The sequence below is a fragment of the Paenibacillus glycanilyticus NBRC 16618 genome, from assembly GCF_004000805.1.
In the GTDB taxonomy this organism is placed as follows: domain Bacteria; phylum Bacillota; class Bacilli; order Paenibacillales; family Paenibacillaceae; genus Pristimantibacillus; species Pristimantibacillus glycanilyticus.
In genome coordinates this window covers 218,415-233,324 of the sequence record NZ_BILY01000002.1, presented here as the reverse complement: position 1 = coordinate 233,324, position 14,910 = coordinate 218,415, and the positions used below count along the sequence as shown (strand labels likewise).

At 52.0% G+C, this 14,910-nt stretch carries 7 protein-coding genes; all 7 read left to right on the top strand.

Annotated elements, in window-relative coordinates:
• Window positions 1–83 precede the first annotated feature (83 nt).
• Window positions 84–1,889 (top strand): cache domain-containing sensor histidine kinase, encoded by a 1,806-nt coding sequence (locus PGL01S_RS02315; protein ID WP_127490966.1) that lies wholly within the window; start codon window positions 84–86, stop codon window positions 1,887–1,889.
• Window positions 1,890–1,941: 52 nt separating this feature from the next.
• A complete protein-coding gene (locus PGL01S_RS02310; protein WP_127490964.1) occupies window positions 1,942–3,267 on the top strand; it encodes an ABC transporter substrate-binding protein in 1,326 nt (441 codons plus the stop codon).
• Between the two features lie 189 nt (window positions 3,268–3,456).
• Window positions 3,457–4,821 (top strand): MATE family efflux transporter, encoded by a 1,365-nt coding sequence (locus tag PGL01S_RS02305; RefSeq protein WP_127490962.1) that lies wholly within the window; start codon window positions 3,457–3,459, stop codon window positions 4,819–4,821.
• Window positions 4,822–5,279: 458 nt separating this feature from the next.
• Window positions 5,280–6,203, top strand: coding sequence for an ABC transporter permease (locus PGL01S_RS02300; protein WP_127490960.1), 924 nt, complete (start codon window positions 5,280–5,282; stop codon window positions 6,201–6,203).
• 17 nt (window positions 6,204–6,220) lie between these two features.
• Window positions 6,221–7,105: a carbohydrate ABC transporter permease gene (locus PGL01S_RS02295; RefSeq protein WP_127490958.1), complete on the top strand. Its 885-nt coding sequence runs from the start codon at window positions 6,221–6,223 to the stop codon at window positions 7,103–7,105.
• A 56-nt stretch (window positions 7,106–7,161) separates the two neighbouring features.
• Window positions 7,162–8,733, top strand: coding sequence for an extracellular solute-binding protein (locus PGL01S_RS02290; RefSeq protein WP_127490956.1), 1,572 nt, complete (start codon window positions 7,162–7,164; stop codon window positions 8,731–8,733).
• Between the two features lie 138 nt (window positions 8,734–8,871).
• Entirely contained in the window at window positions 8,872–14,811 is a 5,940-nt protein-coding gene (locus tag PGL01S_RS02285; RefSeq protein WP_127490954.1) for an S-layer homology domain-containing protein, read from the top strand.
• The last annotated feature ends 99 nt before the right edge of the window (window positions 14,812–14,910 follow it).

The following is a 14,910-nucleotide window of genomic DNA, read 5'->3' as shown; positions in this document are numbered from 1 at the left end:
TAGTCATTACGCAACTAGTGTAAAGAATCGGGTATGCCGTCACAATGAGGGAAACGCAAACTTTAAGGGGGAATGTTATCGTTATGAGAAAAGTTTCGTTTCGGCTGGCATCGTCCTTCCGCAACCGTATGATTTTTATCTTTTTGCTTATTATCATTGTCCCGTTCCTGCTCTTCGCCTACTATTCCCACATCAAATCGATTGAGGGGATATCCGAGACGAATACAAAGATGACGATGAGCTATCTTCTTCAGGCGAAGAAGAACTTCGAAATCTATTTAAATAATTTGAATGAACAGGTTAACGAGGTTATCGGTAATAAAAGCATTCAGGATTTACTATACAAGGAGCCCGTTGACGAACAGGACGAGGAATCGTTTGCGGTAAATATGTTGACGGCTCTCTATCATGCCACGCCGGTTATCGATGCTTTCCGGGTGAAGGTGTATCCGATTAATCCAACCAAGTACCCTTCCTATATGCGATCTATCGATGAGTCCGTGAGGATTGGCGACCAGTACTGGTTCCAGCGTTCGAAAGCAACGGTAGAGCCGACCTGGTACCTGACCATGCCAAAGCAGGGGAAATACGCAAAGCCGCTGCTCACTTACGTGAAACGGTTTACCGGATTGTATGATTCCAAGCTGCGGGGGCTTATTGCGACGGATCTGTCGGACGATTTCCTGGAGCGGTATTTCTCCCCGTCGGATCAGCTCAAGGATCAAAAGCTGCTGCTCGTAAACGATAAAGGCATTGTGCATTACGATTCGGCCGTCAATGAATGGACCGGTCAGCCGTTCCCTTCGGAGTCTTTCGTGGGCTATATGAAAAAAAGCGACGCCGGTTCGCAGTCCATCGCTATCGGCGGACAAACCTACCTGGCGACCTACGTGACGATGGCCAATCATCCTTGGACGATTGTCAGTTTAACGCCGCTCAAAGAGCTGACCGGTGCCATGGACGAGATTAACCGTGTCCTTATTATTTTTCTGATCGTGTACTTGGTGTGCTGCTTCAGTGTCGTAATCTATCTGACCGTAACGTATACGCAGCCGATCGCCCATCTTGTCCGCCTGATGCGCAAGCTGGAATCGGATAATCTCCATTTTTTATCGCCATGGTCCTCCCGCAAGGATGAAGTAGGCTGGCTGTACCGGAGCGTTGGCAGCATGGTGCACCGGATAGACGGGCTTGTGAAGGATGCTGCGCGCTCGGAGCGCAACAAGAAGGCGCTGGAATTCCAGGTGCTCAGCCATCAGATTAATCCGCATTTCCTGTACAACACGCTGGAGTCGATCCGGTGGAAGGCCGAAAACCACGGCCGGAGCGATATTAGCGAGATGGTATCGGCGCTTGGCAATTTGCTTCGCTTGAGCCTCAACCAAGGGAAAGAAATCACGACGCTGAAGCGGGAATTCGATCAGGTGAAAGCTTATGTGGCGATTGAGCAGGCACGGATGGGCAAGACCGTCCGGATCCTGTACGCTTGCGATGAGGAAACGCTGGAGCTGCCGTTCCTCCGGCTGCTCTTGCAGCCCCTTGTGGAGAATGCGATCCAGCATAGCGTGAGGGATAACTTCGACAAAGGGAAAATCATGATTGCCGCAAGGCAAGAAGAGGATGATATTGTGATTGATATCGCCGATAATGGGAAAGGCATACCGCAGCATGTGCTCGACCAGCTTGAGCAGGCGGAGGAACCGTCAGGCGGCAAGTTCTCGCCATCGCGCAGAGGCGTGGGACTGCGTAACGTGAATGACCGGCTGCAGCTGTATTTTGGCGAGGCGTATAAGCTGAAGATTGTAACGGGACCGGAGATCGGAACCAAAATTACGTTAAGGCATCCGGTGCTGAAGGAAGGCCAGGAGCTGGATTCGACCTTTGAGTGAAATAAGGGGAGCACGGTTCCATGTCATGCTGCTATAAAAGGAGGAGTATCAATTGAATAACAGACGTTACGTTATTGGAAGTTTACTCCTGACGCTTATACTGGTTCTTGCCGCATGCTCCGGCTATTCGGCAGAGTCTCCCGCCAAGTCTCCGGAGCCCGCGCCGGTTACGCTCAGGCTGCTCACTTGGGCGGATGACCGTTACCTGCAGCTGTACGAGATGTTCCATAAGAAATATCCCTGGATTACGATTGAGCCGGTTAAGGTGGAAGCGAACGAGAAGGACATTATGGCGAAAATCAAAGAGCTGCAGAAGGCCGGAACACCTGCCGACCTGGCCTGGATTGACGGAGATCTGCTCGCCTATGAGGAAAAAGGGCTGTTGGAAAATTTGAAGCCTTATATGGACAAGGACTCCTCCTTCCAGGATAAAGTGCTCCCGGACGGTTACTTCGATACGATGAATTTCCGCGGGCGCAGACTAGCCGTGCCGTTCGTGGATGTGCCGATGTGGATTGTCGTTAACAAGGATTTACTGGCCAAGCATGGGGTGGAAATGCCGCCAAACAGCTGGACGTTTGATGACTTCCGATCCATTGCGAAGCAGGTAACCGACCCCGCGCAGGGCGAATACGGACTTACGACAAGCAATGAATTCGTCATGCGCCTGCTCCCGCTTAAGGCGGCGGCTGACGGCCATGCGGCCAATCTGGCTTATTTGGACGAGAGCATGACCCAAAGCCTGCTTAACACGCCGGCCGTCCTGGATGATGTGCGCTGGCTGAGCGGCTTTGTGACGGAAGACGGCTCCATGCTCTCGTGGTCCAAGGCCAAGGAGCAGCATGATGTCGCGCGCAATTTCATGAATGGCAAGACGGCCTTTGAAGTCGGAGGCGACTGGCTTTTGCCGCGATTGAAGAAGGATGCAAAGTTTAACTGGGATATCCTTCCGTTTCCGCGCGGGAAGCTGAATCAATATTCTTTCCACATTTACGGACCGCTTGCTCTGCTCAGCGGATCGGAGCATAAGGATGAAGCTTACAAATGGATCAGCTTCCAGTTCGAGCTGGAAGCGCAGAAGTGGAAGATCGACGAGGGCGCCAATGCATCCGTTATAGATCCGGAGCTGACCGATTATATCGACGAAGCTCCGATCTGGCAGGGCCGCAATATCGAAGCGGTCAAGATGACCAAAGACAACGGCCTTGTCCTTCCGGGAGCAACGATCACGGGTTTCTCCGAATACAACTGGGTCAACATGATCAACGAGATCGTGTTCAACGGTTACGATATCGAGCATTTGATCCCGGAGACGACAAGCTGGAATAAGAAGACGCTGCAGCTTCGCGAGCAGTGGAAGCAGCAGACGGCTAAATAAAGAAATGAAGCCATCCATTTTAAATGGATGGCTTTTGTTTGTTCTCCGCACAACTATACCCAAGGATAGTAACTGATCTTCATATCACTTCTTTTCAGCGGGGGGACTCCCTCCTATAATGAAAACAGGTTTTGCTTTGCCTATAGTAAAGACCGGGCAGAATCGAATTCCATATGAAGAGGTGCAGTCTTGCAGTTGGTCAAACGAATCCTAACATTAGCGATTCCGTCTATCGCCACATTTTCCTCCATGACCTTTACCGGATTGCTGGTGCTTATGATCGTCGGAAATCTGGGAGCGGCATCCATTGCGGTTGTCGGTATTACGAACATTATCATTTATAATCTATGGGCCTTATTCTCCGGCGTGCAAGGAGCGATTAACTTTCTTGTTGCCCAGAACTATGGCTCCGGCAATATCCGGCAGGGAAACCAACGGATGCAGATTGCACTTTTAATTACGGCCGTACAGGGAGTGACCCTGCTCATAGGCAGCTTCCTGCTTCCTTACGGCATTCTCTATCTTATGGGCTCGAATGAGACCATCCTTACCCTAGGCTCTCCTTATTTGCTGGTGAGAATGATTGCGCTGATCTTTACGATGTTTAATACAGTATTTTTTGCTTATATGCGGGCCGTCGGGGATACGCGTACGCCAATGACCCTATCGCTCATTAATAGCGCATTAGTCGTCACCTTAACATATGTCCTTGCCTATGGAAAGTTCGGTTTTCCGGAGCTTGGGCTTCAAGGAGCGGCTTGGAGCATGGTGGCTGCCGAAGCGGTGACCTTCCTGCTTGGATTGTTGGTCTATTACGGTTTCATGAGCGGCATGTACGCAACGCGAAGCTGGGTACGCATCGAGGTTCAACAGGTGCGCCTATTGTTGTTCGAGAGCGTTAAGCTAGGCATTACGGAACTGTCCAACAGCGTTGGAATGCTTGTGTTTACCGCATGTATTACAAGGCTTGGCACAACCGCTATTGCCGCCAATGAGATTGCGCTTAACATCTTGTCCTTCGGGTTTATGCCTTCGAATGGCTTCGGCGCTGCGGCTACGATCGGGATTGGCCAGGAAGTGGGGAAGGGCAATGGCGCTACTGCCCGAAGATTCGGGATTGTGACGGTTTATCTAGGCCTTATCTTTATGGCGTTGATCTCGGTCGTCTTCTTCCTGTTCGCCTTGCCGATCGCCAAGCTGTATACCTCGGAGAGGGAAGTGTACGAAACGGCGATTTCGCTTATCCATCTAACCGCTTGCGTCCAACTGTTCACAGGGGCAAACATTATTTTCGGCGGCGGACTTCGAGGCATAGGGGACACCACGTTTTTGTCCCGGACGGCACTTATCTTGAACTGGCTGTTATTCATCCCGCTAACGATTCTGTTAACCAGAGTGCTAGATTGGGGGCAAACCGGCGCTTGGTCCGCGCTATGCCTGCTCATCGTGCTTTCGGCGGTTGCCAACGGATGGCGCTACTTGACGATCAACTGGTCGCAAGTGAAAGCAACGACAGGCAAAGTACCGGTAACATCCGCAGCGGGACATATGTGAAAATGAACCAACAGCCGGTTATTTGCGACCGGCTGTTTTTGGCATACTTTTGAAAAATTATTTGTGTGCAACTATGTAATTAGTTGCAGCACCTCGGCCCCACCCCCAACAAACAAAGCCGTCCTTTCGGACGGCTTTTTGCTTTTGAAAGGAAGTAATAGGCCAGATAAGGAGGTAGGGTATGCCCCTGAGGAGCGCAAGCGTCCGCCTTTGTCTGCGGGAAATTTCCGCTGTATAAGCGGTATAATCGAGATTTCCTGCAGACAACAGCCGGCCGAAGGGGCATACCCTACTCCCCTAGATTGGCTATTACCCTCTCTTTCAGCGAAAAAACCGTCCTAAGGTCAGCTTTGTTTAATCCTGTTTAATCCCAAACTAGAAAGGATAAGATCCACTCATGGTTTTCGATTTCCCTCAAATCTACAATAAAACTATCACAAGAGAGAAGGGAAAACGCTATGAAAAATGGAGTCATTCGGGAATTGTTTAAAAATCGCACCTTACTGCTTATGTTCCTCCCTGTAGCGGTACTCCTATTTTTGTTCAACTACCTGCCGCTGGCCGGACTTGTAATCGCCTTCAAAGATTTCGACTTTACCAAAGGCATCTTCGGCAGCGACTGGATGGATCCGCTATTCGATAACTTTGATTACCTGTTCTCCTCGGACACCGCGTTCCGGGCCGTGAGAAACACGATTCTGCTGAATGCGCTGTTTATCACCGTTGGCCTCATTTTCGAAGTCGGATTCGCGCTTCTGCTGAACGAGGTCAGGAACAAATATTTCAAACGGGTATCGCAGTCCCTGACGTTCCTGCCGTTCTTTATCTCCTGGATCGTCGTTGGCGTATTCGCCTACAACCTGCTCGACTTCGAGAGCGGCGCGGTAAATCACTTCCTTACAACCATTGGCCTCAAGCCAATCGACTTCTACAGCGAGGCTGGACTATGGCCGATCATTCTCACCATCGCCATCAGGTGGAAGGCAACGGGTTACGGTACGATCATCTACCTGGCCGCACTGACTTCCGTGGATAACTCTTATTATGAGGCGGCTTCCATCGACGGAGCGACAAGATGGCAGCAGATCCGTTACATCAGTCTTCCCATGCTGCGTCCAACGATAATCATACTAACGCTGCTCGCCGTGGGAAGAATTATGAATGCGGACTTCGGCATGTTTTACGCGATGGTTGGCGACGCGTCCCTGCTGTTCCCGACGACAGACGTTATCGATACGTTCGTGTACCGCAGCTTGCGTAAATCCGGCGACATCGGCATGGCATCCGCGGCAGGCTTCCTGCAGTCCATGATCGCGTTTGTCCTGGTTATCGCGAGCAACTACGCGGCACGCAAAATCGATAAAGATTCGGCCATCTTCTAGAACGGAGGAAACAAGATATGCCAGCCAAAAGATTCTCAATCTCTCAGTCCATCATCGTTCTCGTCATTTCTTTGTTCAGCTTGTCCTGCCTATTCCCGTTCATCATGGTTATATCCGGCTCGCTAAGCACGGAGAACGACATTATCAATTACGGCTACACGATATGGCCGAAGCACGTTACGTTTGACTCCTACCGGATCCTGCTCCTCGGCTCCAACCGGATTATCGATGCTTACGGCATCAGTATTCTCGTCACGGTAGCCGGAACGATCCTGTCCGTATTCGTTACCAGCATGGGCGCTTACGTAATGGCAAGACGTTCCTTCAAGTACCGGAATATTTTATCCGTCTACGTCATTATTACGATGCTGTTCAACGGCGGTCTGGTACCTTGGTATATCATCTGCGTTCATTATCTGAATCTGAAAGACTCGCTCTGGGCACTGATTCTACCGATGCTCGCCAACGCGTTTAATATGTTCCTGATCCGCAACTTCATGAATTCGATTCCCGAGGAGATTAACGAGTCGGCGAAAATGGACGGAGCGGGGGAATTCAAAATTTTCTACCGCCTGATCATGCCGCTGTCGCTGCCCGTACTGGCAACCGTTGGATTGTTCGTCGCCCTGAGCTACTGGAACGACTGGTTCCTCGGCCTCATGTTCGTCGACAAGCAGGAGCTTCAGCCCCTGCAGCTGCTGCTAAGAACATTGGTATCCAACGTTGAGTTTCTTAAGAGCTCGAGCAACGCTTCGGCGATGCAGCGCATATCGGCGCAAATTCCGTCGGAATCCATCAAGATGGCGCTTACGGTCGTTACGATCGGCCCAATCGTTTTCCTGTATCCGTTCCTGCAGCGTTATTTCGTCAAGGGACTTATGGTAGGCGCAGTAAAAGGATGACTATATCGGCTAACGCCGTGTAGTATATAAATCACAAGCATAAGGGAGAGGTCAGGATGAAGAAGAAGGTCCGCATTATGTCGTTAGCTCTCGCTACTACGATGTCGCTCAGCTTAATGCTGTCGGCATGCAGCAGCTCCAATAACGGCAACGGCAACACGCCAAGCAATAGCAGCAGCGGCGGGAACACTCCTAAAGAAAGCACGGCAGCCGAAAGCACGGAGCCGGAAAAAGAAGTGACGCTGAAGTTCTACTTCGGCGGCGATAAAAAAGCGGCTACGGACGAAGTATGGTCCAAAGTCAGCGAGTACGTGAAAGAAAAAGGACTTAACGTTAAATTCGATATCAACTTTATTCCGTTTGGCGACTTCAAGGATAAAATGCTCGTTATGGCCGCTTCCGGCGACAAATGGGATATGAACTTTGACGGCGACTGGCTGTCCTACAAGCAAATGGCGGCAAAAGGCTCATACATGACGCTGAACGATCTGCTGCCGGAATATGCGCCTAACCTGTACAAGAAATACCAGGAGCAAGGTACGCTTGGCGCGGCTACCGTTAACGGCAACATCGTGGGCCTGCCATGGACGATGAAGATGAATGAACGCAAGTTTGTCGCTTGGCGCTCCGACCTGACGGAGAAAGCGGGTCTGGATATTCCGGAAGGCTCCGTCAAAACCATCGAGGATATGGACAAATTGCTCCGCCAGATGAAGGAAGCTTACCCGAACGAAAGAATCAACCGCACAACTCCGCTGTCCATCTACATGATTCGCGACGAGTGGGTTGACCTGAACTTCCACGGTCTTGGCTTCTATCTGAATGATCCGGCCGTAAAAGTCCAACCGGTCGAGCAGCAGCCTTTCTATCTGGAGGCATCCAAGCTGGCGAAAGTATGGTATGACGAAAACCTGATTAACCGCGATGCGATGATCGACAAAACGGATGAAGCAGCCGAGTGGAGAAACGGCAAGAAGCTTGTAACCGTAACTTCCCACGAATGGGTGGAAGCGAACCCTGGCTTCTCCGATCCGTCCTACAAGCTGACGGCTTCCGAGTTCTATCCGGACAAAAAGTTCATTAACCGTACCGCGCTGGCTAACGTTGTGGCAATTAACCGCAACTCCAAAAACGCCGACCGCGTGCTCCGCTTCCTCGACATGATCGAGACGGACAAAACCTTGTATGACCTTGTGCAATACGGTATCGAAGGTAAAACCTATGTCCTGAACGGCGACACGGCCGAATATCCGGAAGGCATGGATACAACAACAAGCAACTACATGGAGTGGGGCGGCCAATGGGCGTTCTGGAAGCCGCAATTCATGCGTCCAACAATGACTTACGGACCGGGCTTCTGGGAGAACGAAGCGAAGTTCGCAAGCGAGCCTAACAACGTCAACTCGCCAATCGACGGTCTGTTCCTTGCGGAAGACACGATGAAGAACGAAGTGGCGAAACGCGATGCGGCAAGCGACGAGTTGAGCCGGCCAATCGAATTCGGCGTAGTGAAGGATGTTGACAAAGCGGTTAACGACTACATCGAAGCTCAGAAGAAAAACGGTCTGGATACCATCATCACGGAGACTCAAAAACAGATCGACGCATTTCTTGCCAACAAGAAGTAATCCAGCAGCAATCAACTAACATATCGCACAGACAAACAAGAGAAGCCGGCCTGATGACACCTATGGGGGGCTTCTCTTTTTCTTGGGATTGTAAGCGGATACAACTCGCAAATACATCTGCAAACTGGAGGTTTGATTGTGATTACGAACCGAAATTGGACAAAAGCACGTGCCGGAATGGCGAAAATGCTTGTCATGCTGATGATTTTTTCTTCCGTTGGTTTTATGGGACTGCCGAGTGCTTATGCCGCGGACGATGCTTCCGATACAGCGTCGGTTACGCTAGGTGAGACCCCTGTGGAAAGCGGGATCTCCGGCAGAGCCGGCGATAACGGCGACGGGCTTCTAACGGGAACGGAAGCAGGTACTCCCTACTGGCAGACGAATAAAGCAGAAGGTACCACTTATCTGTATATGAACGTAAGCGACGATTATTTATTCGACAGCGCGGATTACGATGTGGACGTAACCCTCAGCTACTTCGATGAAGGAAACGGAAGCTTCCTGCTGCAATACGATGCGCAGTCGGCTGCGTTCAAGGACAGCGCGAAGTTTACGTACACGGACACAAAGACATGGAAGGACTACACCTTTAATTTAAGCGATGCCAAATTCGCCAACCGCACGAACGGCTCCGACTTCCGAATCGCCATTGAAGGCGGCGGGATTAACGGCGAACAGAATCCGGACCTGAAGCTAGCAAGCGTAACGGTCAAAAAGACTCTTAAGGAAACGGCTACTCCGGAAGCAAGCATTACGCTTGGCGCAAACCCGGTATCGCATGGCATTACAGCCCATCCTGGCGATGGCGCCGCGGACAATCTTTTGACTGGCGAGATCGGCGGCAAGACGTACTGGAAAACGAACCAGACGATCAGCCCAACCGACCATGGCGCCAATATTCTTTATTTCTACTTTGACGTTTCGGACAGTTATTTGTTCGACAACGAGGACCAGGATGTTTTCGTAACGGTCGAGTATTACGACAGCGGCAGCGGCAGCATGAAGCTGCAGTACGATGCGCAGTCGGCAGCCTTTAAGGATGCTCCTGAATTTACTTATACGAACACGAATACATGGAAAAAACATACGTTTAAGCTTGGCGATGCCAAGTTCGCAAACGGCACGAACGGCGGCGACTTCCGCCTTCACGTATCCGGGCCGGGGGCGATTGGCGCCAATCCGGATCTCTATATCGCTTCGGTATCGGTAAAAACCCAGCCGCAGCAAAATGTTTCGACGGAGACAAAGGTGTACGACACGGTTTATCCGACGGATGACGTTGTCATCGCCGATATGAGCGTGAAGGACTTCGGCGCGGCCGGCGACGGCGTGAAGGATGATACCAAAGCGTTCCAGGACGCGCTTGCCGCAGCAGGCAACCGCGGGGGCGGCGTTGTTTTTGCGCCGGCGGGCACGTATAAGCTGACTAGTCATCTGATCGTTCCGACAGGAGTAACGCTGCGAGGCGATTGGATTAGTCCCGATTCAGCCGGCGGCGAAGTAAAAGGAACGATCCTGGCTGTCTATGCCGATAAAGGCATCGAGAACGGTCCAAGCTTCCTGCAGCTGGCGCCGGTGAGCGGCGTGACGAACTTGTCCGTCTGGTATCCGGAGCAGTCGCTGAATGCCCCGGTTGCTTATCCTTGGACGTTCGAGCAGTTATCGGGCGACAGCATGACGGTCAAGAATGTGACGTTTGTCAATTCTTACAACGGCATCAAGATTGGTCCTAGCTGGAACGAATTGCATTACGTACGGAATCTGTACGGTACAGTGCTGAAAACAGGCATTTTCCTCGACTTCACGACCGATATCGGAAGACTGGAGCATATCCGTCTGGCATCCTCCTATTGGGCGGGCTCCGGCTTGGCAGGCTCGCCGCAGCAGGCGGAGCTGAAAGCCTATACGACCGGTAACACCGAAGGGATTGTCATGGGCCGCTCGGACTGGGAGTATATGTCCGATATTGATCTGGCCGATTTCAAGAACGGCATGCGGATTACGACAAGAACGGGCAGCCTGGAGACGGCTAACGCCCAGCTCTACAAAATCAATGTTCATGACAGCAACGTGGCGCTGAAGGTTGAAGGCGTGAACGATTTTGGACTTTTAATCTCGGACAGCAGCTTTAAAGCCAACGCAGGCGTTGACCCGAAAGCGGTCTATGCAACCGAAGGCTTCCACTCCATCGTTCAATTCAACCAAGTGACGTTTGGCGGTACGCCTCATCATGCGGTTGTGAATGAAGGCAGCGGCGTATTGTCGTTCGAGAACAGCACGTTCGAGAACTGGGATGATCAGAACGGCGGTTACGCGATTGCCGCGAAGGGCGGTTCGCTTATTCTAGGTCAGTCGGCTTTCTCCAAGACTGCCAAGCATGTGCTCTTGGAAGACAGCGTAGCGACGGTTAACTCGGTGAACTCCGGACATAACGGCAGTCTGGCGGTAACCGATAACAGCGATGCGGCAGAGGTTAACGTTCATCAGGATGCGAAATACGTGCTGGAGCAGCAGCCAACCGTTGCGGCGCTTGATCTGGTGAACCGTCCGAAACCGGCCAACAACAGCTTGTTTGATATTACGGCCGCCCCTTACGAGGCGGACAGCACCGGCGAGACGGATGTATCCGCGAAAATTCAACAGGCGCTTGACGATGCCGATGCGGCAGGCGGCGGTACGGTTTATTTGCCGGCGGGTATTTACCGCGTCAATAATCCGCTTACGGTTCCTAGCGGCGTAGAGCTGCGCGGTTCATGGGATGTTCCGCATCATACGATTGGCGGCGGTACGGCGATTTTCACCAATTACGGGGAAAACAACGCTGACGGCGCTGCGTTTATCTCGCTTGAACAGGATGCGGGCCTCCGAGGCTTATCCGTTTATTACGACCAGCAGAGTTGGACGAACGTGAAGCCTTACGCTTGGACCGTTCAAGGCAAAGGCAGCGGCGTTTATCTGATTGATACAACTCTTATCAACCCTTACAAGGGAGTTGATTTTGGCACTTACGATACGAGCGGTCATTACATTGATTACGTTGCCGGTTCTCCTCTGATGGAAGGCATTTTCCTCGGCGGCGGCGCTGACGGCGGTTTGATGCGCAACGTTCAGTTCAACCCGCATTATTACGGGCGCAACAATTTCCCTAACCATCCTTCCACGGATCAGGACTTTGATGCGGTATGGAGCTACCAGAAGGAAAATCTGGATGCGTTCCGGATTGGCGACGTGAAGAACGAGACGATCTTTAATACGTTCGTATACGGTTCGAAATACGGGATTCATTTTGAAGAGCAGAACGGGGTTGGACCTGAAGCGGTTGTCATCGGCCACGGTACGGACGGCAGCAAGAAGGGCGCCGTGCTTGATGCGGCGGGAGAAGCGGGTCTGAAGCTGATTAATACCGAGCTGGTGTCGATGAGCTCCTCGGACAAAGTATACGTGGTTGTTGGCGAGGATTTTGATTCCAAGGCCGTATTCTTCAACTCTTCGATGTGGGGAGATACGACACGTTCCTTTGATATTTTCGGAGGAGATGTCCGCATTCAGCAAAGCAACTTTACGAGAGTTGGACAGCGCGGCATTAACGCACTTGGCGGCGACATTACGCTTTACGATTCCTACTTCCAGCAGCCAAACACGAATCATGTATATGCCGGTCCTGACATTGAAAAGCTGATTATCGCAAACAACCTGTTTAAAGGCGGTTTGCAGCTCATTAATGAAGCGGGAACAAAGGTGACGGGCTCGAACCTGGTTCCGGTTGCGCTTGATCTAGTGAAGGGAGAGTTCGACGAGAGCAACCCGGCTAACGCGAATTTTGCCCTGAAGCTGACCAATATGACCGAATCCGATCCGCTTGCCGGCAAAATTGAAGTTATTGCGCCGGATAGCTACAAGGACAAATTTGTGCCTGTTCGTTTCAACGGTATCGCGCTTGGAGAGAGCGTACTCGTTAAGCTTCCTTATTTGCCCGCGGACACTCTGAAGTACAAAGTAACGCTGGATAATGGCTATTCCTATGTGACGCAGGTGAAGACCGCTCAGTCGTTTGCGACGCGCAAGGACGACAACAGCCAGGTTCAGCCTACTATCGATATTTCAAGCTCCACCAATTACTCGAGTCTAGGCGGCATTTGGGGCGGCAAGGACGACCTGAGCGCGCAGGCGAATGTACATTGGGATAACGATAATCTCTATGTGACGGTCCGCGCAACGGACAATACGCATTACCAGACCTGGACGAACGGCGATATTTGGCAGGGCGACAGCTTGCAGCTTGGCATTGATTTATCGAGAAAAGACGGCTCCGCCAGCCAAAACGTAAACGAGCTTGGTTTTGCCCTTACGAACAGCGGCACGGTCTCCAAGTGGAGATGGCGCGCGCCGGCAGGTGTAGCTGGCGGAGCATTTAACGATGCGGATGCGGTTATTACGCGGGATGAGGCGACTCATCAGACGGTCTATGACATTACCATTCCGCTCTCCGCCTTGCATGGCGCAGGTTATACGTTCTCGCAGGAGGATCCGCTTGGTCTGACGATTTTGCTCAATGAACATGACGGCGCCGGCCGTTCGGGCTTTATCGAATATAACCAGGGGATTGGAACAAGCAAGGACGCTACGCAATTTGGCGATTTGTACCTGCTCAGCTCGGATTACGAAAGTCTGCTCGAGCAATCGGCGGAAGCAGCGGTAGCAGCGGCTGAGCAGCATAAGGATGTAACAAGCATTGACGCGGCAACCAACTTTGTCAGCCTGCTTCCGCAAGGAACGGTAAAATCCGGACTGTCGGCAAGATTGTCGGCGCTTGGCGGAACAACCAATCCGGGTAACGGGCCGGGTTCCGGCTCGGGATCCGGTGCTGGGCAAACGGATCAGCCGAAGGTGACGGTTGGCGCGAATGGCGCGGTTCAGGTGGAAGGCAAGGGAACGCTTGATGCCGGTTCGAAACATGCAAAACTTTCGCTGACCGCTGCGTTGCTGGATCAAGCGTTCTCGAAAGCAGCGGCTGGCCAGGACGGCAAGAAGAAGGTTACCGTGGTGCTTCCTAGCGTAGCTGGAGCTAATGGCTACTCCTTGGAGCTTCCTTCAAGCTACGTGAACCAGCAATCGCCGGATAAGCAAATCGAACTGGTAACCCCGACAGGGACTATACTGCTCTCGAGCGATATGCTGAAGCCGGATGCGGGTAAGCTTGGTCAGACGGTAACCATCAGCATTGGCAGCGCGAATACCAGCGGTTGGAGCGAAGAGCTGAAGAAGAAGCTTGGCGACCGTCCGGTTGTGGATTTGTCGATCCAGTCTGCCGGTCAAACGATTGACTGGCATAACAGCCAGTCGCCGGTGACGGTATCCCTTCCGTATACCCCTTCGGCTGCCGAGAAAGCCGATGCCAAAAAGTTGACCGTCTGGTACATCGACGGAAGCGGCAAGCCGTTCCCGGTACCTAGCGGACAGTATAAGGAAGCTGCCGGAAGCATCGTATTTACGACAAAGCACTTCAGTCAGTATGCGGTTGCTTTCGTGCAAAAATCGTTCAGCGATCTGAACGGCTACGCATGGGCGAAAGAAGCAATCGAGGTGCTTGCGGCGAAGGGAATCATTAACGGCGTATCCGATACGTCTTACGCTCCTGGCGCATCGATTAAGCGGGCCGATTTCGTGAAGCTTCTCGTCGATACGTTTGGATTTTCAACGGACACTCCGGGCAGCTTTGCTGACGTGAGCTCGAATCGTTATTATGCCAATGCGGTAGGCACAGCCAAGGCTCTTGGTATTACGAACGGTGCCGGCGGCAACCGGTTTAATCCGGAAGCTCCGATTACGAGAGAAGAAGCGGCAACGTTTATCGAGCGTGCTCTTACTGTTGCGAAAGCCGGTCTTCCAGCCGGCTCCGAGGATGTGCTTGCGGGGTTTGCGGATGCCGATGATATTTCGGCTTACGCGAAGAGCAGCATAAGCGCGCTTGTGAAGGCGGGTCTCTTGCAGGGTCATGACGGACTGCTGGAGCCAAAAGGCCGGTTGACGCGGGCGGAAGCAGCCGTATTGTTCTACCGGATCTACAATAAATAATTTAGGATGAGGGGAGCCGGATTCCGAGCAGGAATCCGGCTCCTTTTTGGCGTATTATTAGCGTACTAAACATGCCTTTGCACCAATAAGCTAGACAAG